The sequence below is a fragment of the Gemmata sp. SH-PL17 genome, assembly GCF_001610855.1.
GTDB lineage: Bacteria > Planctomycetota > Planctomycetia > Gemmatales > Gemmataceae > Gemmata > Gemmata massiliana.
This window is the reverse complement of sequence record NZ_CP011271.1, coordinates 2685342-2709928: the sequence shown is the minus strand read 5'-3', so window position 1 is coordinate 2709928 and position 24587 is coordinate 2685342. Positions and strand designations below refer to the sequence as shown.

27 protein-coding genes are annotated in these 24587 nt (G+C 67.0%); 7 read left to right on the top strand and 20 right to left on the bottom strand.

Going from position 1 to position 24587, the window contains the following annotated elements:
* Window positions 1–210 precede the first annotated feature (210 nt).
* From motA to VT84_RS11225, 7 genes are all read left to right on the top strand, one after another.
* A complete protein-coding gene (motA, locus tag VT84_RS11255; RefSeq protein ID WP_052561312.1) occupies window positions 211–1056 on the top strand; it encodes a flagellar motor stator protein MotA in 846 nt (281 codons plus the stop codon).
* 62 nt (window positions 1057–1118) lie between these two features.
* On the top strand, window positions 1119–1673 hold the full coding sequence (locus VT84_RS11250) for a flagellar motor protein MotB (RefSeq protein WP_052561314.1): 555 nt from the start codon (window positions 1119–1121) through the stop codon (window positions 1671–1673).
* A gap of 88 nt (window positions 1674–1761) precedes the next feature.
* On the top strand, window positions 1762–2385 hold the full coding sequence (locus tag VT84_RS11245; RefSeq protein ID WP_052561316.1) for a hypothetical protein: 624 nt from the start codon (window positions 1762–1764) through the stop codon (window positions 2383–2385).
* 82 nt (window positions 2386–2467) lie between these two features.
* The gene (locus VT84_RS11240; protein ID WP_052561318.1) at window positions 2468–2776 is read left to right on the top strand and encodes a hypothetical protein; all 309 of its coding nucleotides are present in this window, start codon (window positions 2468–2470) and stop codon (window positions 2774–2776) included.
* Between the two features lie 15 nt (window positions 2777–2791).
* Window positions 2792–4498: a flagellar hook-length control protein FliK gene (locus VT84_RS11235; RefSeq protein ID WP_082839577.1), complete on the top strand. Its 1707-nt coding sequence runs from the start codon at window positions 2792–2794 to the stop codon at window positions 4496–4498.
* A 41-nt stretch (window positions 4499–4539) separates the two neighbouring features.
* Complete coding sequence (locus tag VT84_RS11230; protein WP_052561320.1) at window positions 4540–4896, top strand: flagellar hook assembly protein FlgD; 357 nt, start codon at window positions 4540–4542, stop codon at window positions 4894–4896.
* A gap of 85 nt (window positions 4897–4981) precedes the next feature.
* The gene (locus VT84_RS11225) at window positions 4982–6238 is read left to right on the top strand and encodes a flagellar hook protein FlgE (RefSeq protein ID WP_082839576.1); all 1257 of its coding nucleotides are present in this window, start codon (window positions 4982–4984) and stop codon (window positions 6236–6238) included.
* A gap of 3 nt (window positions 6239–6241) precedes the next feature.
* Here the strand turns inward: VT84_RS11225 and VT84_RS11220 are convergent, their stop codons facing one another.
* From VT84_RS11220 to VT84_RS11125, 20 genes are all read right to left on the bottom strand, one after another.
* Window positions 6242–6943: a hypothetical protein gene (locus VT84_RS11220; RefSeq protein WP_082839575.1), complete on the bottom strand. Its 702-nt coding sequence runs from the start codon at window positions 6941–6943 to the stop codon at window positions 6242–6244.
* Window positions 6940–7302, bottom strand: coding sequence for a FliM/FliN family flagellar motor switch protein (locus tag VT84_RS11215; protein ID WP_052561327.1), 363 nt, complete (start codon window positions 7300–7302; stop codon window positions 6940–6942). Before VT84_RS11215 ends, VT84_RS11220 begins: the two co-directional genes overlap by 4 nt.
* Before the next feature lie 25 nt (window positions 7303–7327).
* Window positions 7328–8179, bottom strand: coding sequence for a FliM/FliN family flagellar motor switch protein (locus VT84_RS11210; RefSeq protein WP_082839574.1), 852 nt, complete (start codon window positions 8177–8179; stop codon window positions 7328–7330).
* A complete protein-coding gene (fliL, locus tag VT84_RS11205; RefSeq protein WP_052561336.1) occupies window positions 8176–8676 on the bottom strand; it encodes a flagellar basal body-associated protein FliL in 501 nt (166 codons plus the stop codon). The genes VT84_RS11210 and fliL overlap by 4 nt, the downstream gene beginning before the upstream one ends.
* A gap of 175 nt (window positions 8677–8851) precedes the next feature.
* Window positions 8852–9670, bottom strand: coding sequence for a hypothetical protein (locus tag VT84_RS11200; protein ID WP_052561338.1), 819 nt, complete (start codon window positions 9668–9670; stop codon window positions 8852–8854).
* Window positions 9667–10527 carry a hypothetical protein gene (locus VT84_RS11195; RefSeq protein WP_082839573.1) on the bottom strand — a complete coding sequence of 287 codons (861 nt, stop codon included), beginning with the start codon at window positions 10525–10527 and terminating at the stop codon, window positions 9667–9669. The genes VT84_RS11200 and VT84_RS11195 overlap by 4 nt, the downstream gene beginning before the upstream one ends.
* A 54-nt stretch (window positions 10528–10581) precedes the next feature.
* Window positions 10582–10791, bottom strand: coding sequence for a hypothetical protein (locus VT84_RS11190; RefSeq protein WP_052561343.1), 210 nt, complete (start codon window positions 10789–10791; stop codon window positions 10582–10584).
* A 161-nt stretch (window positions 10792–10952) separates the two neighbouring features.
* Window positions 10953–11894 (bottom strand): hypothetical protein, encoded by a 942-nt coding sequence (locus VT84_RS11185; protein ID WP_052561345.1) that lies wholly within the window; start codon window positions 11892–11894, stop codon window positions 10953–10955.
* Window positions 11895–11905: 11 nt separating this feature from the next.
* Window positions 11906–13597 (bottom strand): flagellar hook-associated protein FlgK, encoded by a 1692-nt coding sequence (gene flgK / locus VT84_RS11180; RefSeq protein ID WP_082839572.1) that lies wholly within the window; start codon window positions 13595–13597, stop codon window positions 11906–11908.
* A 25-nt stretch (window positions 13598–13622) separates the two neighbouring features.
* Entirely contained in the window at window positions 13623–14108 is a 486-nt protein-coding gene (flgN, locus tag VT84_RS11175; RefSeq protein ID WP_162271671.1) for a flagellar export chaperone FlgN, read from the bottom strand.
* The gene (locus tag VT84_RS11170; protein ID WP_162271670.1) at window positions 14053–14433 is read right to left on the bottom strand and encodes a rod-binding protein; all 381 of its coding nucleotides are present in this window, start codon (window positions 14431–14433) and stop codon (window positions 14053–14055) included. The genes flgN and VT84_RS11170 overlap by 56 nt, the downstream gene beginning before the upstream one ends.
* Window positions 14434–14619: 186 nt before the next feature.
* Window positions 14620–15774, bottom strand: coding sequence for a flagellar basal body P-ring protein FlgI (locus tag VT84_RS11165; RefSeq protein ID WP_239465774.1), 1155 nt, complete (start codon window positions 15772–15774; stop codon window positions 14620–14622).
* 28 nt (window positions 15775–15802) lie between these two features.
* Window positions 15803–16441: a flagellar basal body L-ring protein FlgH gene (locus VT84_RS11160; RefSeq protein WP_082839569.1), complete on the bottom strand. Its 639-nt coding sequence runs from the start codon at window positions 16439–16441 to the stop codon at window positions 15803–15805.
* Window positions 16438–17346: a flagella basal body P-ring formation protein FlgA gene (locus VT84_RS11155; protein WP_082839568.1), complete on the bottom strand. Its 909-nt coding sequence runs from the start codon at window positions 17344–17346 to the stop codon at window positions 16438–16440. Before VT84_RS11155 ends, VT84_RS11160 begins: the two co-directional genes overlap by 4 nt.
* A gap of 94 nt (window positions 17347–17440) precedes the next feature.
* Window positions 17441–18232: a flagellar basal-body rod protein FlgG gene (gene flgG, locus VT84_RS11150; protein WP_082839567.1), complete on the bottom strand. Its 792-nt coding sequence runs from the start codon at window positions 18230–18232 to the stop codon at window positions 17441–17443.
* Window positions 18233–18332: 100 nt separating this feature from the next.
* On the bottom strand, window positions 18333–19061 hold the full coding sequence (locus tag VT84_RS11145) for a flagellar hook-basal body protein (protein ID WP_162271669.1): 729 nt from the start codon (window positions 19059–19061) through the stop codon (window positions 18333–18335).
* 113 nt (window positions 19062–19174) lie between these two features.
* Window positions 19175–19597, bottom strand: coding sequence for a flagellar export chaperone FliS (gene fliS, locus VT84_RS11140; protein ID WP_082839565.1), 423 nt, complete (start codon window positions 19595–19597; stop codon window positions 19175–19177).
* 30 nt (window positions 19598–19627) lie between these two features.
* Window positions 19628–21628, bottom strand: a complete 2001-nt coding sequence (fliD, locus tag VT84_RS11135) for a flagellar filament capping protein FliD (protein ID WP_082839564.1) — start codon at window positions 21626–21628, stop codon at window positions 19628–19630.
* A gap of 138 nt (window positions 21629–21766) precedes the next feature.
* Window positions 21767–23968, bottom strand: coding sequence for a flagellin (locus VT84_RS11130; RefSeq protein WP_052561368.1), 2202 nt, complete (start codon window positions 23966–23968; stop codon window positions 21767–21769).
* Window positions 23969–24189: 221 nt separating this feature from the next.
* Complete coding sequence (locus VT84_RS11125; protein ID WP_052561371.1) at window positions 24190–24513, bottom strand: hypothetical protein; 324 nt, start codon at window positions 24511–24513, stop codon at window positions 24190–24192.
* Between the last annotated feature and the right edge of the window lie 74 nt (window positions 24514–24587).

Below are 24587 nucleotides of genomic sequence, written 5' to 3'. Positions count from 1 at the left end.
ACCCCCGACAGGTACGGAACTTACTCTGCTCATCGACCCCGTACCCCTCGGGACTTCGGGCCACCCGAGCGCGCGAGCGCCCGGCGCGAAATTTGACACAGTTCACTCCTCACGACCATCTTTTCTCGCGCAATGGCAAAAATCGGCACGGGCGTTCGATTTTGTTCAATACTCGGTTTATCAACTTCCCCCCCTAACCAATGGTGACCGGTGGTCGTAATCGTTGGCGCAGTGATCGTGCTCGTTTCCGTCCTCGTCGGGTTCTCGATGGCGGGCGGGAAAGTGGCCGCACTCATCCACCTTTCCGAGTTCGTCACGATCGGCGGCGCCTCGTTCGGCGCGCTGATCCTGATGTCGCCCGTGAAGGTCATTAAAGACCTGGTCCGGGGCGTTCTGCAAACGATCAAGGGGTCGAGCTTCGGCAAGGCCGCGTGCGTCGACCTGCTCAAGCTCCAGTACGCCCTCGCGCGCCTGGTGCGCCAGGAGGGGCTGCTCGCGCTCGACACGCACGTCACGAACCCGGACTCCAGCGCGCTGCTGCGCGAGTACCCCCGGGTGAACGGCAACCACCACGCCCGCGAGTTCCTGTGCGACTCGCTCGCGCTGATCCTCGACGGCACCGTGGAGAGCGCGCAACTGAGCGAGTGGCTCGAAGAAGAGATCTCGGTGATCGAGCGCGAGCACCACGCCGCCTCGGACGCCCTGGCGAAGAGCGCCGACGCGCTCCCCGGGTTCGGGATCGTGGCCGCGGTGCTCGGGATCGTCGTGACGATGCAGTCGATCGGCGGCCCGGTGGACGAGATCGGGTACAAGGTCGGGGCCGCGCTCGTCGGGACGTTCCTCGGGATCCTGGCGGCCTACGGCTTCGTCGCCCCGCTCGCGGCGCGCATGCAGTCCCTCGGGGACCAGGAGATCCTGTTCTTCCGCTCGATGGCCGTGGGCGTCATCGCGATGAACGACGGGGCCAGCCCGAAGGACGTGGTCGCCCGCGCCCGGCGCGTGATGTCGACCGATTGCCGGCCCAATCAAGCAGAACTCAAGGACATGTTCGGCTAACCGGCGGCGGTTTCGGTTCCGGACCCAACACCAGTTCCCGGCCCGGCCGGGTGGAGCGAATCGTGGCAAAGGGCGGCGGCGGCTCGTGGAAAGTGGCCTACGCGGACTTCGTGACCGCGATGATGGCGTTCTTCCTCGTGATGTGGATCGGGGCGCAAGACGTGAAGGTGCGCCAGTCGGTCGCGAACTACTTCGTCGACCCGTCCGGGGTGAGCAAGCGCCCCACGAACGCGGGCGCGGTCCTCGACGCCCCGGTGTCCGGGCCGGTACCGGAGAACGCGAAGGTCGAGGGCGGGCGCGGGGCGCGGGCGCCGGGCGGCGACACCCCCAGCCCGAGTACGGCGGCGGTCCTCAACTGGATCAAGTCCAACGACAAACAGTTCCAGCGCTGGAAGACCGAGGCCCAGCGGTGCCGCGAAGCGGCGGCGGTCCAAAAGGCCGTGAACCAGACGCAGACGCCCGAAGAGGTCGCGAGCAACCAGTTGACCAGCCTGCTCTCGACCGAGGTGGCCGGGGGCATCCCGAAGGACACGCCGGATGTTTACAAGGATCTGTTGTTCGGCTCGTTCAAGGAGGTAAACTGGAAACAGGTCGCCGAGGTTCTCCTCACGGAGTGACCCGGACCGGCCCCGCCGAACGAACTTGTTCCCGCAAGTGGTTCGCGGTATAGCCGCCCAAATAACGATCCCCGGTGAGGGCAGGCTCATGCGATTGATGTACCGCGTGCTCGCGCTCGGCGCGTTCCTGGTCCCGTGCGTGGCGGCCGGCGTTACGGCACAACCCCCGTCGTCCGCGACGGAAAAGCTCAAGAGCGACACGAGCGCGCTCGCGGGGGAACGAACGGCCGCCGAATCGACTACGACGGAGCGGGCCAAGCTCCAGGCGGATTTGCGACGGTTGATCGATCGGCTCGAAAAGAACCCACCCGGCCCGGGAGTTGTGTCGCCCACCAGCCCCCCGATCAGCCCGCCGAAGACAAAAGACAAGGACACGAACCCGGGCGCCGGCGGAGCCGCAGTTGATAAGTTGCGGGCCGCAATGAACTTGGTGCTGAACAACGAGATCGACGCGGCCCTGAACGCCTTCCGCCAGATCGATCTCCAGTCGCTGTCGGCCGAAGATCGTTCCTTCGCCCGATTCATGACGGCTTCGTGCCTCCGGCGCCAGGGACGAGTAGCAGAAGCCCTCCCGATTTACCGCGAGGTCGGCGACAGCGGCGAGGACGCTTTTATTGCATCATCTGCAGTTTCACAGGTAGCCCTTATACGAACAGGTGAAGAACTTCAGGCCCAACTCACACAACTTCGCGCCCGGCCGAAATCTCGCTGATTATTGGCCGGTTGTGCCCTTTTTTCCATTTCTCACCCCCTTCCCCTCGGCTCACGTGCTACAGGAATTGCGAGCAACCGTGATGACCGCGACTGAGCTGGTAGCGGAAATTCGCGACCGGTTCAAAGTCGGTGACGCGGCCCTCGAGCTGACCGGCCGACTCGTATCCCTGGTAGCCACGATCGAACTGGACGTTGCCCGAGCAGGAACCCTGCCCCCGGACCTGGGGGCGGATATTACCCGTCTGCTCGCGCAAGTCCAGGACACGACAAAGGTTGGTGGCCGCTGGTTGGACGCGGTGGCGGACGGCCCGGAACTTGCAAACCTCCACATGCGGATGCGCGTACAGAAAATGTACGGCCTGCTAGTGCGAGAGGATTCATCCCCCTAAGACGAGCAACTACACATGGCGTCAACCGTCGCAAGTGTGGCTACCACGTTCCCGCTCCTTCAATCGAGCGCCACCACGACAACGACAACGACTCGCCAAACAACGTCCCGCACCGACTCTTCCGACCCGTTCCAAACCGTACTCTCGCAGGCCACGAACGACGCCCGAGCCGCACAAGCGGCGAGCGACGCGGCTCAAGCCGCCGTGGACACCCGCGCCGCCAACGACGCGGCCGCACGGGAACTCGCCAACCAACAGGCCGCCGATCAGGACGCCGCCGATCAAGATGCCGCGGACGCCGCGGCCGCACAGCTCGCGGCCACACTCGCCGCGGCCAACCAACTCGCACCGATCAACACAACGCCCGATACGGCGACCACCGGAACCACCGGTGCCGGTCCCGGCCAAGTCCCGGCCGGTGCCCTGGGCGGGACGACGGGGGAACTCGCCCCGCCGAACGTTCCCACACAAAACAACCCGCTGTTCCGCCAGTTCGTTTCCGAGGCCGCGGCCCAAAACAACACGAGCGCCCCGGCCCCGGTCACCCAGGACACGAACACGAAACTGAACGCGAACACCGCGGCGACGGCCCTAACGACGCCCGCCGTTCCGCAAACGACCGCGACGACAACCACGACCGCGGCCGAGATCACAACCCAGGCGCAGACGCCCGCGGCAACCAACCTGGCCAGCACGATCGCCTCCGTGCAACCCGCACAGAAGCAGATCGTGGTTCCCCAGACGCCGATCGTCACCGGGCTGCAACCGAACCAACCGACAACGGGCGCGGCCCAACTGCCGACGCCGGTCGTGGCCCCGCAAGCCCCGGTCGAAGCGACCGCCCTGCCCGACGTGCAGGTCGGCAGCCGCCCCACCACCGCGGGCGAACAGTTCGCTCAGATCGCGTCGGCCGCGGCGACGATCACTCAGAACAAGGCACCGGCCGCGACCGGGACCGAGACCAGCCCGTTCGCCACGCTCCTGGCCTCGACGACGGTTCCGACGGCCGCCGCTCCCGCACCAACGACCACCGCACCCGCAACGGTCAGCGCCCCCGCAACTACGAACGCCCTCGCGACCAACGCACTCACGGCGACCGCGCTCACGAGCCCCACGGAAATCAACGCGGCCTCTGTGAACCGCGCCCCGACACAACTGGCAGAAATCGGCGAACTGACCCGAAAAGAGAGCAACTTCGGCGACGCGACCGGGGCCAGCAGCGCGACCGCGGCGGGCACCTTCGCTCAGGCCCTGACGACGCAAGCCTCCACAGTTCAGCAGCCGACCGCGACCGTCCAAGCCCCCACGCCGACCGCACAGGTCGCGGACGGGATCATTACCCACGCCCACGTAATCGCCCGCGGCGGGAAAACGGAGTTCCAGATCCGCCTCGACCCGCCCGAACTCGGCGCGGTCCGCATCCGGCTGACGTCCGATGGTGACGGAATTAACGGACAAGTGGTGGTGGCGAGCGACTCCGTTCGCCGAATGATTGAAAGTCAGTTGCCCGAGCTGCGGCAGCGTCTTGAAGCAACGGGTGTGACGGTTCAGAACCTGAACATCGCAACGGACTCTGGAACAGGGGCCGGATCGGACGCCGGATCGCGAGCGTTCCGCTCGGAAACTCCGGCCGACACTGCCCGGCAAACTCCGGTAGCCACCGGGGTTCGACCTCGCCCCCCGACGGTCCGAGCGCCCGGCGCCCTCGACGTAATGGCCTAAGCCCGATCCCTTAAACAAGTTAACGACAGGAGAACGTTACAATGGCCACTAACCTCGCCGGCATCGGGCAGGACCAGTTCCTCCAACTGCTCATCGCGCAGCTCAAGAACCAGGATCCGCTGTCGCCGGTTGATAACAGCCAGTTCATCACCCAACTGGCCCAGCTTAACACGGTTCAAGGTCTCCAAGACCTGAACGCGAGCTTCTCGCAACAGCTCAAGTTGCAGCAACTCACCCAGGGAGCGGACCTGATTGGTAAGACGGTCGAGTACCTCCCGAACGGTGCGACCGATTTCAAGACCGGGAAGGTCACCTCGGTCGAAGCACAAAACGGCAGCTTCGTGCTGCAAGTCGGGTCCGACTCGGTGACCCTCGATCAGATTCAATCGGTCCGTTAACCAAAAACCCGAACTCATTACCGTTTCTTAACCTAGACTCGCAACCAGCTTCCACAACACTCGAACACACCAGGAGTTACTCGCAATGTCTTTGAACGCTCTCTTCATCGGTTCCAGCGGCCTGACCACGAACTCGGCCGCTCTCGACGTGATCGGTAACAACCTCGCGAACCTCAACACGACCGGCTTCAAGAGCCAGCGGATGTTGTTCAAAGACGTTGTGTACCAGACGATCAACAGCGGGTCGACCGCGTCGACCAACGTCGGCGGCACGAACCCGACCCAGTTCGGGTTCGGCGTCGGCACCGGGTCGATCGGGACGATGTTCGCCCAGGGCAACCTGAACCCGACCGGCCGCAACCTGGACGCCGGCATCCAGGGCAACGGGTTCTTCGTACTGAAGAGCACCGACAGCGTGGCGTACTCGCGGGCCGGCGGGTTCGACGTGGACGCGGCCGGGTTCCTGGTCGACCCGAGCACCGGGTTCCGCGTGCAGCGGTTCGGGGCGGTCGGCGAGGGTACCGCGACCACCCCGGCGTTCCAGACCCCCGGTAACCTGGACATCCAGGTTCCGTTCGGCACCGGCGTCGCGGGCGTCGCGACAACGGAAGTGAGCTACCAGGGGAACCTGAGCACCTCGATGCAGGTCAACGACGTGGCCACCACCGCGATCCAGGTCTACGACTCACAGAGCACCCCCCGCGCCCTGACCGTCACGTTTACCAAGACCGCCGCCAACACCTTCACCGCGACCGCTACCGTCAGCGGCGGAACCGCGACAGTTACCGGCGGGCCGATCACGTTCAACACGGCCGGCCAATTGGTCAGCCCGGCGACCCTGACCGTGGCCCTCACCGGCATCAACGGGGCCGCCGCGACCCAGAACATCACTCTGGATCTCGGCACCCCCCTGGCCTCGGACGGGTTGTCGCAGTTCGGTGGGGCCACCACCGCCAGTGCCGTGAACCAGGACGGGGCCGGGTTCGGCACCCTGACGGACGTGTCCATCGGTTCGGACGGGGTGCTCTCGGGCAAGTTCAGCAACGGCCGCACCCTCTCGCTGGCCCAGCTCGCGATCGCCGGGTTCAACAACGAGGGCGGTCTGATCCGGACCGGGAGCAACTACTTCCAGTCGTCGGTTTCGTCGGGTGAGGCCCTGGTCGGGGTCGCCGGACAGGGCGGGCGCGGCTCGACCGTGGGCGGCGCACTGGAGGCCTCGAACGTCGACATCGCGAACGAGTTCGCGAAGCTCATCATCGCCCAGCGCGGGTTCGAGGTGAACGCGAAAACGGTCTCCACGACCAGCGACACGCTCCAGTCGCTGGTAGCGATCCTCCGCTAACACTTAACGCAGGGCGGCGTCTCGCGAAATGATCGGCTCGTCGTTCGGGCGGTTCACGAGGCGCTGCATGAGTTGTTGAACGTCGTCCGCAGACCACTTCGGCACCGCCGGCGCCACGGGCGCGGGTGGTGCCGGTTCCTTTTCCGGTCCCGGTTCGGCCGCCGTGTTCAGCGTGGCCGAAAAGGAGAACACTTGCGGCCGCACGGGGGCCGGCTGTTCCGCCGGTTCGGTCACCCGGGGCGTCGGTACTGGTGCCGTCCGCCTTGCGCCAAGCGCGGGCGCCGGTTGTTCCGCCGGTTCGGTTGTCTCGTTCGCTTCGTTTAGTGCGGCGTCAAACGGCTCCGCGAGAACGACCATCGAGCGGAGGCCCGTGCCGTCGGTGGTCACCGCGACCGTTTGGCCGTCCACCGAAAGAATGTGGACGGCGCACACCCGATCGAGCGCGAGCGTCCCCTCGTGCTTCAGGCGCCCGCCCCCGTCGCCCGCTCCGCCCATCGGCTGATTGAGCCGGCGCGCGAGCCACAGAACCACCGCACACAGCCCGATGAGAACGACCGTCATCAGAATAAGCCGGAGCACCAGCGCGCCGATGTCCGGCGGGGCCGGGGCCGTGGGCGGGGCGTACTCCAACCCGCTCGTCGGTCCCGCGAACAACGGGGAAGCGGTCCCCAGCGACACCGCGAGTGCGACGAGCGTCCGTGTCACAAGTCGGTCCTTCCGATTCGGGGCGGGAGCAGGTTCTTGATGCGCACGGCGAAGTGCTCGTTAACGACCACCACTTCGCCGACCGCGAACGGCACCCCGCGAACGGTCAGTTCGATCGGGGCGTTAATGAGTTCGTCCAGTTCCACGACGGACCCGGGGCCGAGCGTGAGGATCTCCGCGATCGGCAGGACCGTGTGGCCGAGCCGGGCGGTAATGGTAATGGGCACGTCGCGCAGCGAGTCCAGCGTGGCGCCCGAGCCGCTCGCGGCCGCGGGGTCCAGTTCCGGGAACTGCGGGTGCTTGGCCACCACCGCGGGGTCAGCGTCGGTGGGGTCGGTCGTGGTCGTCGGTTCGGCCATAGGTCGCGTCTCGCTCGCGGGTCGGTCAATCTCCGGTAATGGTATCGACTACGACCGCCGCCCGGTCGCCGACAACCCCCGGCCACACGCGGAACTTCCGCGTCCCGGACACCAGCCCCTCGAGGGGCTGGGTCACCTTCTGATCAAAAACAACGACGTCCCCGGGCACTAGGCTCGTAACGTCGTGCATTGTGAGATCGGCTTTTCCGAGCACCACCGTCATTTCTACATTCATTTCGCGAACCAAAGTCTCGATCACCTCGCGCGGCACCGGCGCGACCTGCTCGACCGGCGCAGCCCCGAGATCCTCCCACGGACCGGTCCGGGCGAGCATCAGGTAAACGGGCTGCGCGCCGAACGGCCCGGTGATCGTGAGGGTCGCGACCATCACGCGCTCGTTCCCGGCGCGCCACACGGCCGACGGGATCGACGGGGCACTCACGTCGAGCGCGGGCGGCACGCGGGCCGGCCAGCTCTTCGTCAGCGGGTTGATGAACAGTTCGCGGACCAGGTGGGGGACGAGCGAGAGTTCCAGCGGGGTCGCTTCGCGCCCGGCCGGGAGCTCGGCCGGGGCCTCACCGACGAGGCCGGAGAGCAGTGCGAGGAAGAGCGGGTTGGGGAGCGCGAGGAGCGCGGCGCCGGTGCCGATGATGTCGGGCGTGGCCAGCACGATCCCGACGGCCCCCTCGGGGAGGGCGTGGATGCTGGCCGTCGCGGTCGGCGTCTCGAGGCCCGCGAACTGGAACGTCGCGGGATAGGGGAGCGTAGAAGCGGCGGCTTCGGTGGCCCAGCGGCAGGCGCTCGTGAGCCACGCCGAAACGTTGCGTTCGATCTGCCCAAGCGGGGGCTTCCGGAAGTCGAACTCGGCCGGGGTCATTGGACTACGTACTCTTCAAATAAGACGGCCCGGATGCGGCTGTTGCCGTCGGGGTAGAGAACTTCCTCGATCCGTTCGAGCAGTTCCCGCTGCATCCGTTGAACACCGACCGATCCGCTCACGTCCTTCGTGTTCTTCCCGGCCAGGTGCCCGATCAGCGTGCTCTTCACGGCCGCCTTCTTCTTGGTCACCAGCTCGGTCATTTCCTTCTCGGCCTCGGCGTCGACGAGGATCGCGATCTTCGTCCGCAGGTAGCGCTGCTGGCGCTCCTCGGCCAGGTTCACGGTCACCTCGCCGAACGGCACGATCGCGGTCTTGTTGTCCTTGCCCTTGGCCTTGCTCTTCTCTTTGTCCTTGTCCGCGGCCTTGCCGAACGGGAGCGCCCCGCCCATCGCCATCGGCACCACGGCCCCGCCCGCGATCGCGACGAGGCACACAACGATCAGAAGCAGTTTACGGCTTTTCTTGCGCGGGGCTCCGGCGGCGGGCGTTGACACGGTACGAACTCCTCGTTGAGTGTTGACTCATGGTTCGCGTCCGTGCGAGTGAAAAATTAGTGTGGAGCCGGAACGTCGGCTCCCGGAGCGTCGTGCTCCGTATTTGTGGCTCTAAATATCTCTTAGGACACCGATGCCCGAATCGGTGGCACAAACCACCTTTACGAGCGACTGTTTACTTCATAGTTCCTGCCGCGGGCACAACTGGCGCGCCTGGCGCGAGCCCCGGGGCACACCCCACCTGGCAGTTCCCCGCGGTTCCCGGTCCCATCCCCGCTCCGCCGCCCATCACGACGCCGGGAACGGGCAGCCCCAGGAGCGTGAGCACGGCCTCGCGGCCCACGAACCGGCGAAACAGGTTCGGCGAATCGAGCGCGATGTCGGCGGCGAAACTGTCGTCGCTCGCGATCACGTGGTTGCGGATCCACGGCGGGCGCTCGCGGGCGCGCTCCCGGTAGGTGACCCGGACCCGTTCCGCGATCGCCAGATCGGTCGAGTCCCACAACCCGTCCACCGACGCGACGACCTTGCCCTCCTGTGACCCGACCGCCTGAATCACCAGCCCCAAGCGGGGGCGCGGGTACGGCGAGTAGTTCGACACGGTGCCGTGGATCACCACGTCCGCGTTCGTGGCCATCGCGATGTCGTACAGCAGCACCTCGTCGAAGCGCCCGCCGCACCGCACCTGGGCCGCGAGGATCGCGCGGTCGTCGGGCGGGGTCGAGATCACCTCGAACCGGCCGGCCCGCTGCAGCTCCGCCGCGAACGCATCCCGTGCCTCTTCGCCGGCCCGCGTGTACCCCGACTCGTTCCGGAACGGCAGCACAGCCACCCGGCGGACGTTCTCCCACTGCCACCCGTCGAGGTGGTACTGACTGAACGTCGGCGGGGCGGGCGGAACCCGGTCCCTCTGTTTCACCTTTTCGAGCAGCCCGCAGCCGCCCGCGAGGGCCGCGGTCAGCACCGCGGCGGCACCCATCAGTCGCTTTTTCATGGCTCCCTCCGGGCGGGCGGGAGCAGTTTCTCGAGCGCCCCGATCATCAGCTTCAGCATCTCGATGTCCTCGCGCTCCAACTGCCGGATCTTCTCCTGGAGCGCGGTGATATCGGACTTCTGCGTCGAGATGATGCCCCGGGCCTTATCGACCTCGGCCTGGGCCGCCTCGACCTCGCGCATCGCTTCCACGAGCGCCTGCTCGCGTTTGAGGCCCTGGTTCTCCAGTTCCTTGATGCGGGCCACGAGTTCGCGGTTCTGTGCGAAGACCAGTTCCAACTGCCGCGTCAACTCGACGACACGGTCTGTGGGCACCTCGTTGGGCCCGAGGTTCCAGGTCTTGCCGTACACAGTTGGGGCCGGCAACACGTTCGGGTTCGGTGCGCCCGGGACGCCTGGACCACCCGGAACACCGGTTCCCGGAGTGACGGGATTTCCCGGAGCGCCCGGCGCGGCGGGATTTCCCGGAGCGCCCGGGGCCGTAACCGGCGGCGCCGATCCGGTGCCGGTGCCGGTGCCGTGACCCGTTGCACCGGGAACCGGGGGCAAGTTCGCCGGCGGGAGCGCCGTCGGGCGCGGTTGCGCGAGCGGCTGACCCGGGGGCGAGGATTGATACCCGACCGGCTGACCGCCGGTCAACTCGAATTTGTTCGCGCCGACGACCGGCTCGCCGGGCTCCGTCGCCCCGGCCTGGATCACGCCACCGGAACCGGGCTTGTCGGAGCTTCCGAAAGCGGACTTGCCGTAGGGCGGCGGGACCACCGTCGCATCGGGTCGGGAACCGCGAAGCGGGGTGCAGCCCGCCGCGACCGCGGCGAGTGCGAACAAGCCCGACAGAATGATGTACCGTCGGTTCACCGCTCCCTCCCTGGAGCCTGAGCCATGATCGTCAACCGGCCGCGCGGCCGGTCCTCAATATTCGCACCGGATGCGGATCCGTTCCCCACAGGAACAGACCACCTCGATCGCCTGAACCACATCGCCTTCACGAATCACGCGGACCGTCGGTTCGCCCGGCGCCCCCCCCGGGGCCGGCGCGCCGATCCGGACCGCTTCTTCGGAGACCCGCACGCGAGTGGCGCGTACCACCGGGCTGCCGGCCCCGGCTCGTCCCTCGTCCATGCCCCGCCTCCTGCAAGCACTGACGCATTCAATTGTGTAAAGTAGGCCCGCGATATAACGGCCCCCGGGTGTCGTGTCAACACACGCTGGCGCGCGGGGTGCTACAAACGAACGAAGGCACACGCGCGTGTGCCTTCGAGGGAATCGGGTGGTCCCGAGTATTAGCGGCCGATGAACGCGAGCAGCCCCGGATCTGCGAGCTGCGCGGTCACCGCGTAGATCGCCTGGAGCGCCGTCTGCTGCTCCTGCATCTTCACGATCGCCATCGGGTAGTCCGTGCCGATCAGGTCGTTGACGCGCGAGTCCGAGTCCAGCTTCGCGTTGCTGACGACCAGGTCTTGCGACTCGAGGGTCGCGAGGTTCGAGGCCTGTTCGCCGGTCGTTTCGCCGATCGCGGTGCGGGCCGCGTCGAGGTCCGCGAGGCGCTGGTTCATCGCCGCGCTGTAGTCCGGGCCGGTGGACGGGTTGTTGCGCAACTCGTCCCGCAGCGCGATGAGGGACGCGAACGTGTCCGCCCCGGACTGCTGGAACACCGCGCTCCCGACGTAGCGGGTGTCCGTGGTCGTGTTGCGGGCGGTCACCGTGCGGGCGCGCTGGTCCGAGCCGTCGTAGGCGATCGTCGCCGGGCGCCCGGCCGAGTCCGTGGTGGCGATGCTGAACGCGGCCGTGTTGGTCGCGGTCCCGGAGAACAGGGACTGCCCGTCCGGGCGCGCGTTCACCGTGGCGAGCACCCGGTTGATGAGCCCGTCCACCTGGGTCGCCAGGGCCTCGCGGTTGGCCGGTTCGCCCGCGGTGTCGGCGCTGGCCCCTTCGATCGCGATCTGGCGCGCCGTGGTGAGCGCGCTGGTCACGTCCTGGAGGGCGCTGACGCCCGCGTTGAGCGTGGTGGTCGCGTTGGAGATGCTCTGGGAGTAGGACTCCAGGCGGGCCGACGCGGACTTCGCCCGGGCCAGTTGCGGGTACGCGGTGGGGTCGTCGGAGGCGCGCTTGATGCGCACGCCGGACGAGACCTGGTCCTGGTACTTCGCGAGGTCGGCGCTCCGCGCGCGCATGTTCGCGATCGCGTCGCCGGTCCGGGTCTGAGCTGTTACGCGGAGGTTCATGGGGGTGTACCTTACGGGAGGATGTTCATGAGTTCGTCCATCGCGGTGTTCACGACGGACAGGTATTTCGAGGCGCCCTGGATCTGGCGCTGGTAGTCGAGCAGGTGGAGCAGCTCTTCGTTGGTGTCCACGCCCGTAACGGACAGCTCCTGGTTGCTCAGGTTCTGGAGCGTGCTGGCCTGGGCCGTCTGCTGGTCGCTGATGTTGTTGATGTCGGTGCCGAGCGTGGACGCGATGTCGGCGAACTCTTCCGTCAGGGTGCGGGTGCCGAAGACCGCCTGGTCCCGGATCGCCCCGAGGCGCTCCAGGTTGGTCCCGTCGCCCGGTTGCCCGGTGCGGCCCGCCGCGAGCAGGCCGGGGTTACTCGAAACCGCCGGGTTCACCGCGATGCCGACCGCGGTCGAGCCGACGAACAGCCCGTTCACGCCGAGGGCGGACAGGATGTTCGAGGTGTCCGAGTTCGCCACCGCACCGGACCCGGCCGGGACCGAGTCGCGCCCGGCGAAGTCGAACGTGAAGCCCGCCTGCCCCTGGATATCGAGCGTGTTCGTCGTTGTGTTGACGGTCGCTTGCAGCCCCGGGACGGCGCTGAGCGCGGTCGCGATGTCGTTCAGGCTCTGGGTCGCCGGGTCGATCGTGATTGCCGTGTTTGTGCGGGTACTAGGGTTGACGTTGCCGTTGGTCACGCTCACGGTGAGCGTCCCGGCCTGGACCGAGAACGGGAGCCCCGCCGCGTTGAGGAGCGCCGCGGGGGAGGACACCGCGTTGGTGCTGCTCGTCGAGGCGAGCGGGCCGCTCGACCCGAGGCCCGTGGCCTGGACCTGGTTCACCTGCTGGATCAGAGAGCCGGCGAGGGCGTCGAGGCGCCCGCGGATCGCCGGGATGGTCGTGTTGTGGTCCTGCACCAGGGCGCCCAGGGTGCCCGACTTGAACGTGACCGGTTGCGCCACGCCCGTCTGCGTGATGACGACGTTGCCCGTCGCGTCGTTCGCGGCCTGGAACTGGTTCGCGTACTGGCCCACGACGATCGCGGCCCCGGACGCGATCACGTTGATCTCGCCGGACGGCTGCTCGACGGTCTTCACGTCCACGCGCTGCGAGAGCGCGTCGATGAGCTGGTCGCGCTGGTCGCGCAGGTCGTTGGTCGGGTTCCCGCGGTTCTCGGTCACCAGGATGCGGTTGTTCAGGTCCGCGATCTTGGTGGCGTAGTCGTTGATCTCGGTGACGGTCGACGTGATCTGCTTGTTGATGTCCGAGCGCAGCCGGTCGATGTCGCCCGCGGTGGAGTTCAGTTGCTGGGCGACCGAGCCCGCGGCCGTGAGGATCGCCCGGCGCGACGCCAGACTGTCGGGCTGCGACGTCAGTTGTTCGATCTGGTTGAACAGGCTGTCGAGCCGGTCGCCGACCCCGCCCTCGCCACTGGCGAGCGTCGTTTCGATCTGCCGGCGCGAGTCGAGCTGGGCCGTGTAGTACGATGCGTTCGCGTTCCCGCTGATGATCGCCGTGCGGACCGGGGCCGCGGTGTAGCGCGTGATGGACGCGATGTCCACCCCCGTGCCCGCGGAGCCCGTCACCGTGTTGATGAGGTTAACCGACTGCCGGTGGTACCCGGGGGTGGTCGCGTTGGCGATGTTCTGGCCGATCAGCTGCAGCGCCTTTTGCGCCGTCTGGATGGCCGATGTACCGATTTGCAACGAGTTCATTGAGGGTATCCGGGTGTCAGGAGCGCTAGCCGGCCGACGGGACCAGCCAGTTACCAGAGGGGCCGTAACGCGCCGGAGTGTCGTCCGCCGTGAGGTCGGCCAACACGTCTCGGAAGAAGGATCGAAGGTGCCCGAGAAGATTTGCGTTCCGCGTTTGAACCGCCGTGAGTTCGGCGGTCGCCGCGGTGAGCCGGTCCCGCACCACCGCGACGTCGGCGCGGAGCGGGTCGGGCAGGGTTTCTACGATGAGCGAAAGTTTGAGGTCTTGGGCGGGCAACCCGAGGGCGCGTGCGAGGTCCGCGGCGACGGTGGCCCGCTGGGCGCTCGCGGCCCGGAGCCCGGCCGCGTCCGCGTTGAGTTGTGTGGTAACCGCGTTGGCGGCCCTCATATCGCCGGCGCGTAGGGCCGCGTAAACGTCGTTCGCCTTAGCCAGCACTTCGGCGAGGAACTGCTCCTCAACCCGCAGGTGCTGGAGGAACGTCTCGGTGATGGTCGAAAGCGGTTGGGGCACTGTGTGCATCGGTCGGGGTTACCGTTTTCGGCACGGCTGCGGCGTTCTGCATCTGCCGGACCAGCGCGGTCGCCAGCCCGATGCCCCCGCCGTCGGCCAGGTGCCGACCCAAGTACAGGTCGAACAGGCCGCCCTGCACGTCGCCGGAGTCGCCGGGGAACATGCCGCCGCCCTCTTCGGGGTCGAGGGTCTGGCGCATTTCCTTCAGCAGCATCGAGAGGAAGGTCGCTTCCATCTCGCCGGCCATGTTCTTCAAGCGCGAGTCGGCCTTACTCTGAACCGTAGCACCGGACTTGGCCGCGTAGGGGTCAGAAATTGTGGTCATAGACGCAATACTTTCCGTCCCGATCATAATTTTCCCCTCCTGTTTTGAAAATCGGTTTCAAAGGCCGAGTTCCAAAGTTTCAAGTTCCAGAGTTCCAAGACCAACACAGGCGTTCTCAACCTTGCTTGGTATTCAACTTGGAACTCTGGAACTTGAAACTTGGAACTCCCAATTTGGAATTCCAACTCACTCGATGATTAATTCCGCGTGGAGCGCCCCGGCCTTCTTCATGGCCTGGAAGATGGCGATGAGGTCGCGCGGGGTGACGCCGAGGGCGTTCATGGTCCGCGCCACGTCCGACACCGTTGTAGACTTGGGTAGCGGAACGAGGCGCGCCTGCTGCTCGCTGCTCGCGACCTGTACCCGCGGGACAACGGCGGTTACCCCACCGGAAAACGGCGCGGGCTGCGACACGAGCGGGTTAATCGAGACCCCGATGTACAGATTCCCGTGGGCTACCGCGGTGGGAGAAAGGGCCACGTGCTCGCCCGCCACGATGGTTCCGGTGCGCTCGTTAATTACGATCCGGGCCGGTATGTCCGGGCGCACCTCCAGCAGCCCGACCTCGGCGATGAGTTGGGTCGCCGACTTGGTCAGGTCGGTCGGCTGGCACAGCACCACCGCGCCGGGGTCACTGGCACTCGCGACCCCCGGGTAGCGCTCGTTGATCGTCTTCGCGATCAGCCGCGAGGTGTTGAAATCGGGATCTTTCAGGAGCAGTGTGGCCTTCCCGTCGCGGACCAGTTCACCGGGCGCTTCCTTTTCGATGAGCCCGCCGCCCGGGATGCGGCCGACGTTCACGTGGTTCTTCTGCACCCCGCCGCCGCCCACGGTTACCGAGAAGCCGCCGATGGACAGCGGCCCCTGGGCCAGCGCGTACACGTTGCCGTCGGCCCCGCGGAGAGGGGTGAAGATCAGCGTGCCGCCCTGGAGACTACGGGCGTCGTCGATCGCGGACACGGTCACGTCCACCTTCCCGCCCTTTCGCGCGAACGGCCCGATCTCGGCCGTCACCATCACCGCCGAGATGCTCGTAGAGCGGAGGACCGACTCGGCCGGGAGCTGGCTGAAGATCTGCGTCGTCGTGCCCATGCGCTGGAGCATGTCCACCGCGATCTGCTGCGTGAACGTGCTGCGGCTCCCGGTGCCGTCCAGCCCGACCACCAGCCCGAACCCGAACAACTGGTTCCCGCGCGCGCCCGCCACGTCGGTGATGTCCTTGATCCGCACCTGGGCGGACGCCTGGGACGTCACCACGAGTGTGGCGGCGGCGGCGATCAACAGCCGGTACATATATCCCCCTTGTGGGAACGACCGACGGGCCGATGACCCGTCGGTCATGAATGATTTTCCGTTCGCGGCGCCCGGCTCACGGCCGCAGCAGGTTGCCGAGGCGCCCGAGGTAGCCCTGGCGCGTCGTGCGCGTCGACGGGCCGTTCCCCAGGTAACTGATGTTGAAGTTCGCGACGAACCCGGACGTGATGACGTTCCCGACCCCGATGTCGGCCGGGCGCACGATGCCGGTAATGCGCAGCACGCGCTCTTCCCCCTGCACGACGCGCCGCCGGTACCCCTCGACGACGAGGTTGCCGTTGGGCATCACGTCCACCACCGTCACCGCCATCCGGTCCGTGAACACGCGGTTGACCGTGTTTTGCGCGTTCCCGGTGAACGTCATGTTGCTGGTCTGGTTCGGGTACACGAACCCGACCCCCGGCGCGGTCACGGTGCCGGCCCCGCCCGCGGTGCCGGTGCCGACCGGCCCGCCACCGAAGACCTGCACCTGACCGCTCGACGTCGTCGCGCGGTTCAGGGCCTTCTGGTCCTGCTCGTTCGCGACGGTCGATTCGGTGATGGTGATCGTCAGCACGTCACCGATGTTCCGGGCGCGGTTGTCCTGGAACAGGAACCCGTACCGCGGGTCGCGCCGCTCCCAGAGCGAATCGGCCCGCCCGGTCGCGGCGATCGCGCCGAGGAGCCCGACGGAAGCTAATATCCAGCGCCTCATGGCGATTTCCCTCCGAGTTCGATCTCGAGCTTGCCGGGGCCAACGACCTTCGCGGGAACCAGCTTCTTCGAGTCGAGGTTCTGCACGAAAACGGTCTGGCCGAGGCGCCCGTCCTGCTGGGCCTCTCCGACCATCACGACCTTGAGGTCGCCGTTCTGGACCTGTACTTCCACCCGCTGCCGGGAGCGCACCAGCACCTCATTAGTGGGTGCGGTCCCCACCGCGCTCGCCGGGAGCACGGCCGCGCCGGGCATGGACGAGACGCTCGCGCCCGTGCCACCGGCGCGCGTCACCGCGCCCGCACCCGGGTGCGCGTTCGACCGCGCGTCGAGTTGAATGGCGAAGGCGAGGAGCGTTTCCCCGGTGCTACTGGCGATCGTCATGTCCATCTGCACGCGGCCGGTCGCGCCCGCCCGGGCGCGCGGTTTCGCGGTGATCGAGATGCGCTCGTCCCGGGGGATCTCCGGGAGTTTCACCACGAGCGGCTGCGCGAGTTCAATCGCGAGCCCCGGCGTATCTGCCGAGTGACGAAAGAGTTCCGCCCGTGCCACCGCGACGACTTCGTCGACCGTGACGGTCCGGCGCACCACCGTGACGGTCGAGCGCTCGGCCCCGACGACCCGCACCGCGTCCGTTCCGGCGAGTTGAATGCGGTACTCCACCGACCGGCGCCCGATGACAACGTTCTGTTCGCGCGGCTTGAGGTCCGCGAGGTCGAGCCGCGCCACCCGAACGCGGGCGTCCGCGTCGCCCCCGGACACGACCGCGACGTCTCCGACCGTGACGATACTGGTACCGGCGGTCGAGCGCTCGAGGACTTCGACCACGACCGGATCGGCCGCGTGCGCGCCCGCGTGAACGAGGGCCGCGCCCAGAAGGGCGAGCAGGAACCGAGAACTTCGCATCCGTGCGTTCCCCGTTGAGATCGAAGTAGTCCGCCCGCGGCGCGAGTCCCCCGACCCGCGCCGCGACCGAAAGGGTAAGGTCCGCCCCGCGCACTTACCGGATCAGGTCCGTCGTCGAGGCCAGCATGTTGTCCGCGGTGCGCACGGCGCGCGTGTTGAACTCGTAGGCCCGCTGCGCGAGGATCAAGTTGACGAGTTCGGTCACCACGTCCACGTTGGAGCGCTCGAGGAACCCCTGGCGCGTCAGGCCGACGCCGTTCTGACCGGGGGTCGCGATGAGCGGCGCCCCGGACGACGCGGTTTCCGCGAACAGGTTCCGGCCCTCGGCGCTGAGGCCGGCCGGGTTCTGGAACCGCACGAGCGTGAGCTGGCCCAGCACGGTCGAAGCGTTGAGCGCACCGGCGTTTTGCACGGAAATGGTGCCGTCGGACCCGACCGACACCGCCACCGCGGACGTTGGGATCGTAATCTGCGGGGAGATCAGGAACCCGTCGCTCGTGACGAGGCTCCCCTGAGCGTTCAGGCGCAGCGCCCCGTCGCGCGTGTACCGCAGTTCGCCGCTCGGCAGTGTGACCTGGAAGAACCCCTCGCCTTCCACGGCCACGTCGAACGGGTTCTGCGTGTTGACCAGCGCGCCTTCGGTAAACACCTTCGTGATGCCCGCCACCCGCGCCCCGCTACCGATCTGCAAGCCGGTGGGCACCTGGAGCCCCTGGGCCGCGTCCGACCCGGGCGTGCGCTGGTTGACGTAGATGAGATCCTGGAAGTCCGCCTGGCCCTTCTTGAAACCGTTGGTGTTGACGTTGGCGATGTTGTTCGACGTGTTGTCGATCGACGTGGTCTGAACGCTCATACCCGTCGCGCTGGTGAACAGGGCCTTAATCACGGGGAACCCTCCGGTTACCGGTTAAATGCGTGTCGCGTGGTCCGAAAACCGCACCGCCCGCACATAACATGCGGCGTGCGATCACGTTATGGCATCAGCCCTAGGCATTTTGCGGGCGCGTGTTCAGTTGAATCGTTTCAGCGAGCGAACGGAGCGAGCGCTGCGCGGCGTCGTAGTAGCGCGCCCCGATGATGAGGCGCACCATCGCGTCGGCGGGGTGCACGTTCGAGCTCTCGCGGTACCCCTGCGAGACCAGACCGGGGGCGTCCTGGAGCCCGGAGCCGGGCTGAGCGGTGTAGAGCGTAGGTCCAGCGGCCGTAAGCTGTTGCGGGTTCGCGAACCGCACCATCTGGAGCCGCCCGAGCGGTTGCCCGTCGGCCGTGATGGTCCCGTCGGATGCGATGATGAAGCGGTTGGTGTTCGGCGGGACCGTGATTTCCCCGTTGTCGCTCTGGAGCGCGTACCCGCCCTGGCTGACGAGTCGGCCCGCCGCGTCCGGGAAGAAACAGCCGTTGCGCGTGTAGACCGGCCCGTTCGGACCGGCCAAAACGAAGAAGCGGTCGGGGTCGCCGAGCGCGAGGTCGTAGCGGTGATTCGTTTGCTGGAGCGCGCCGGGACGGAAGTCGTGATAGGCCTGGACGGTGCGCACGCCGGTGATGTCACCGGTCGGTTCGGCGGTGCGCCCGAGGACGCGGTCGAACGTCTCGAACACCAGCCCGCGCTCGCGGTAGCCCGGGGTGGACGAGTGGGCGAGGTTGTGGGCGGTGACCTCTTGCTGTTCCGAGGCGACCACCAGTGCGGAGGCCGCGCTGTACATTCCGCGGATCATGGCAGATCGCTCCGTTGGGTCGGGTCCACGGACCATATCGACCCCACACGATCTGCACGTTCACTTCTTTTGCGCGATCTCACCCGATCGGTAAAATCGCCCCAACTGTAACATTACGCGGTCGCGCTCAGAATCTGGCCGTTCTGCATGGCCGCGACCCGGCCGGAGCGTTCCATCTCGTTCGCTTCCACGCGGACCGCCTCGAACCCCTCGCGGAGCGTGCGGAGGATCTTCCGCACGCTCGCGACGTTCGCAACGGACGGCTGGCTCAGAGTGGTCACCGCGAACTCGTAGAGCCGCAGGATGTTGGTGTTGACTTCGGGGTTCACCTCGACCCGGACCCCGTCCGCGAGCGCCATAATCACGGTCTGAGCTTTGCTCAGGCGCCCCACCGCCCCGGACGTGTCCCCCGCGCCGAGCGCGGCCTCGGCCCGGTCCAGGTGCTCCAGCGCTTTGTCGTACAGCGCGAGGAGCAGGTCCATGCGGGTCCATCCGGTGTCCGGTTGCGTCTGCTGGTAGCGGCGATAGGCGTTCATTTAGGGGTCCGTATCGGGTTATTTGAGGGGCTATTTGGAGCTCGTGGCGGTCGCGGTCAGGGACGAGAGCTGGGTCTGAATCCCCTTCAGGTTGTTAACTGCGGTCTCCATCGCCGCGAACTGCGACTGGAGCTGAGCGGTCTTGGCGTCGACGAGTGCTTGCTGCTTGGTGACGTTCGCATCGATTGCCGATGTTTGCTTCGTGAACACTTCGTTGATCTGCTTGAACCGGCCGTTCACGGGGTCGAGGTACTTGTTGAGTACCGCCCCGAGGCGGCTGGCCAGGCCCTGGGTCACGTTCACGTTCGCGGACCCGGCGGAGGAGAGCGTCGAGGTCACCTGGAGCCCGTCGGTGTTCGCGTTCCCCGGGGAGCCGGAGAGGATCTGGCCGGACCCGGTCGCGGCCTCGGTCACACCGTTGACCACGAAGTTCCCGGCCACGTCCGTACCGGTCGCGGTCTCGGTCCCGTTGAACCCGAGGGCCGTGAGCAGGTCGGACGACCCGCCGGTGATCGCGACGCTGGCCGCGGAGCCGTACTTCTGGGAGGTAATTTGAACCTTACCGTCGCCGTTGACCGAAGCTGTGACGAGGTTCCCGTTCAGAGACGGGGCCGAGTTGATCGCCTTCTGGACCGCGGCGAGCAGATCGTCCGTGCTCGCGTAGGGACCGCCCGGGATGGTGACCCCGATCGAGGCCAAGCTGTTCAACTTGACCTGGAGCGTGGTTGGGGCCGAGCCGCTCAGGATCACCGGCGGGTTGGACCCGACGAGTACCGCCCGGGTCGCCGGGGCCGTGATGTTGACCTGGTACGCGGTGCCCGCCGTGGCCTTGGTCTTGTTCGTACCAACAAGGAAGCTGACCCCGGTGGTGTCCGACGTGCCGGACAGCGAGAACAGGCGCTTGAAATCGGCCTGAGCGGTATCACTGGTGGCCAGTGCGGTGGTGAACTTCTCGGAATCGAACGTCAGCTTCCCTTCGTCGGTGAACGACAGCCCGACCGTGGAGAGCCGGTTCGAGTTGGTGCTCAGCCCGGGGATCGTCGCCGAGAGAGCCCCGGCCAGTTCGTTCGCCAGCGCGGACACGTCACTGTTCCCGAGCAGCGCCCCGGCCGTCGAACTTTCGGCGTCGAACTGCGTTTGCTCGGTGATGAAATCGCGCACCGCGTTGTACGAGGTGACGAAGTCCTGAACGGCCTTCACGGTGGAGTCGGTATCGGCCTTGACCGTCACGTTGATGGTCTTGGTCGCGTCCGCCTGGATCACGTTCAGGCTGACGCCCGTAATCAGGTTGTTCACCTGGTTGGTCGCGCTCGTAACGGTGATCGCCCCGGCCCCGCTCCCGACCTTCACCTGGGCGTCCGTCGCGGCCTGGACCACGGTCGCGCCCGGGTCGATCGCGGCGCCGGTGCCGGTGCTCAAGTTGTTCGTCACGGTGATGGCGTTGGCCGATCCGGTCTTGGCGGACGTGAGCAACAACCGGTAGGGCGTCCCGCCCGTGCCGTCGTTGACCACGGACGCCCGGAGGTCGCCCCCGGCCGTGTTGATCGAGTCGGCCAGGCCCTGGAGCGTGTTGTTGCGGCTGTCGACCGTGACGGTCGTCGCGGTCCCGCTCCCGACCTGGAGGGTCAGCGTGCCTTCCTTGATTTGTGCGTTGGGGTCGGCGAACCCGGCGGACGAGACCTGCGCGGCCTTCGCGAGACTCACGACGGACAGCGAGTACGTGCCCGCGACCGCGGCCGTTCCCGCGACCGCGGTCACCGCCGCACTGTCGGACGTGGTCGCGACGCGCCCGTCGAACGCCCCACCACCCGACCGGGCCAGGGCATTGGTTTTAGATTGTAAATCGAACAGTTTGCCCTGCAGCGTGGCAAACGTGGCTTGTTTGCTGATGACGTCGGTTTTCTGGGCCTTGAACCGGTCGATCCGCGACTGGCTGATCGAGTTCAGCCCTTCGATGATCTTGGCGGTATCGATACCGGTGGCCAGGCCGGCGAAGTTGAGTCCGTTGGTGTTAACGCCGCTGATGGCCATGAGGAACCTCGGGGTAGTTATGTGGGGCGCGAAAAGCGCGGAACGCGACAACCATAGTGTGCGGAATCGGGTGCGGGGCGAAGTTTCCTCCGCTCCGCACCCTTTTGGTTATCTTTTTCCAACTAACCGCTCACCCGATTAGCCCCGGAGGAGCTGGGCGACGAGGGCCGTCGTCTGGTTGGCGTTGCCGAGCACCGTCGCACCGGCCTGTTGCTGCGTCTGGAGGCGGGTGAAGTTCGCGATTTCGGACGCGAAGTCCGTGTCGCGGATGACCGACTGGGCCGCGGTCGTGTTCTCCAGGGTGTTCCGCAGGCTGTTGGTGTTGGACTCGAGGCTGTTCGTCTGGAAGGCCCCGAGCTTCGCACGGATGCTGGACACGTCGGTGATCGCCTGGTCGATGATCTTGATCGCGTCTTGAGCCCCGTTCGAGGTCGTGACGTCGATCAGGCTCAGGTCGGTCGTGGCGACGTTGTTCAGCCCGCTCACCCCGGTGCCGAGGCGGTCGGTCGTCACCTTGTCGATCGAGACCTTGCTGAACTCACCCGCGTTCGCCCCGATCTGGAAGCTCAGCGAGTTGTCGGTCACGTTCACCGTGTTGCTGCCCGCGGTCACCTTCCCGCCGCTCACCCCGACGTTGAACGTCAGGCCGGTGGTCGCGTCGCCCAGGGTCACCGCGTTGCCCAGCCCTTGCGAGCCGGTCGAGACGGTGGCTTCCGTCGCCCCGACGAACACCCGGAGGGCGTTCCCGGCCACCCCGACGTCGGCCGAGCCGTTGCTCACGCCGGTCACCGCGGCGGTCGCGGCGGAGTCGGACTGGATGCTGATGGCGGCCGAGCCGAGCACGTTGCTCTGGATCGTCAGCTTGCCACCGACGGAGCCGCTGACGGTGAACTTGCCCGAGCCGCCGCCGTTGGCGGAAGCGTTGTCCAGGGCCGCCTGCACCTTGCTCACGATGGTCGCGGAGCTGTCGCCGGTGGCCAGCGAGACCACGATCGAGGCACTGTTGGTCAGGCTGCCCCCGGAGATGGTCAGCGTGCCCGAACCCGTGAGAGCCGCGCTGGTGATGTTGTTCGCCCCGGTGCCGCGGCCGCCGGTCGCGGTCCCGTTGGTCACCGTGGTGCTGCTCACCGTCGCCCCGCTGGTGCCGACCTGAGCGGTGGTCGCGATCCCGGTCGCCGTCGCCGGGGCCGTTGCCGACGAGATGTTCGCGGCACCGGCCACGGCCGTGACCGCGGTGCTGCTGAGCTTGCTGGTGATGACCAGCGGGGCACCGGTGCTGCCGCTCACGGTGAAGTTGCCCGACCCGGCGGCCGCGTCGAGGGCGGCTTGGACTGCGGACACGACCGTGGCCCCGGTGCTGGTCGCGGACAGGTCCACGACGACGCCGGCGCTGGACAACCCGCCGCCCGTGAGGGTCAGGGTCGCGGTGCCGGTCGTACCGGTGAACGGGGTCGAGGCGGCGAAGCCGAGGATGGTCGAGACTTCGGAGGCCGCGGTCCCGCCGAACGTGACGGTGACAGCTTCGTTGCTGTCCTCGGCGACGATCTGGAACTCGGTCGCACCGTTACCGGTGTTGTTCACGGTGAAGGAGCTGCCCAGGGCGCCCCCGATCGCCGCCGCGATCGCCGCCGCGTTGTCACCGGTCTGAATGTTGGCGACAACCGAGGAGCTGAGCCCGCCGCCGCTGATCGTCACGGTGGCCGTACCCGTGGTCGTGCCCGCCGTCACGTTACCACCGGACTCCAGCACCGAGCCGTCCAGAGTCACGTTCGCCAGGTTACCCGCACCGGTGATCGTGCCGCCACCGGCCGCACCGACCGCGATCGTCTGGTTGCCGGTCGGGGCCGTCGCACCGGCCTTGATCTGGCCCAGGGTGCTGGGGTTGGTGATGGAGGTCGCCAGAACCCCGGCCTGCCCGTTGAGCAGCAACTTGTTGCTACCGAACTTGGTCGTGTTGGCGATGTTGTTGATGGTGCTGAGGGCGTTCGTGATTTCGGCCTGGTTCGCGGCGAGGGCCGCGGAGTCTTGCACGCCGCTGTTGGCCGAGTCGAGGGCCAGGCCGCGGGCCTTCGTGAGGAGGGTGTTGAGTTCGTTCAGCGCGCCTTCAGCGGTCTGCACCAGCGAGACGGCCTTGTTCGAGTTGTCGATGGCGGTCGTGAGGCCGGCGATCTGGGCCCGTTGTTGTTCCGAGATCACGAGTCCGGCAGGGCCGTCCGCACCGCGGTTGATCTTGAGGCCGGTCGAGAGCCGTTCCAGCGACTTCGACAGAGCGGAGCTGGTGCGGTTGAGGTTCTGCTGAGCGTTGAGCGAGGCGTTGTTGTTGACGACTGACAGAGCCATTGCGAGGCACTCCAAGTTTGGTGTTTCTTGCGGGTTGGTGAGTCCGACCCGTCTGCATGAGTTATCGAAGTCGGTACCCGAAATTTGCCCGCGATTTTTCGGTCACCCGGCCCCGACGTGTGACACACTGTGTCCCGAAATTCGGCGCCCAAAAAGCCGACGGCCCCGGGGAGCAATCTGCTCCCCGGGGCCGTTAGTGTTCGTATCGTTCCGCTCGAGAGTTACTCGACGTCGGGGGCCGGGAGCACGCCCGCGTTCACCATCGACCGGGCGGCCGCGGCTGCGGCTTCCGGGGTGTTGAAGTCGCCCGCGGCGAGCCGGGCGGCGGCGACCGCGACGACGTCGGGCCGGACCTCGGGGCTCTGGCGGACGGCGGACAGCAGCGTGGCCAGCTTACCGGTCAGCGCGAATTCCTTCGTGCTACCGGGCTGAACGGTCGACTGCGGCGCCGCGGCCGGGGCCGTCTCGGACGTGCGATTGCTGGACCGGACAGCGGGGGTTTGTTGGGGGGCGGTTTGTTGGGCTCCGGATGGTTCGATTCTCATGACTCGACTCACGTTTCAGGTGTGGGTGCCGGTGTTCGCGGCCTACAGAAATAGTTATCGAGGGGGACTCAGAA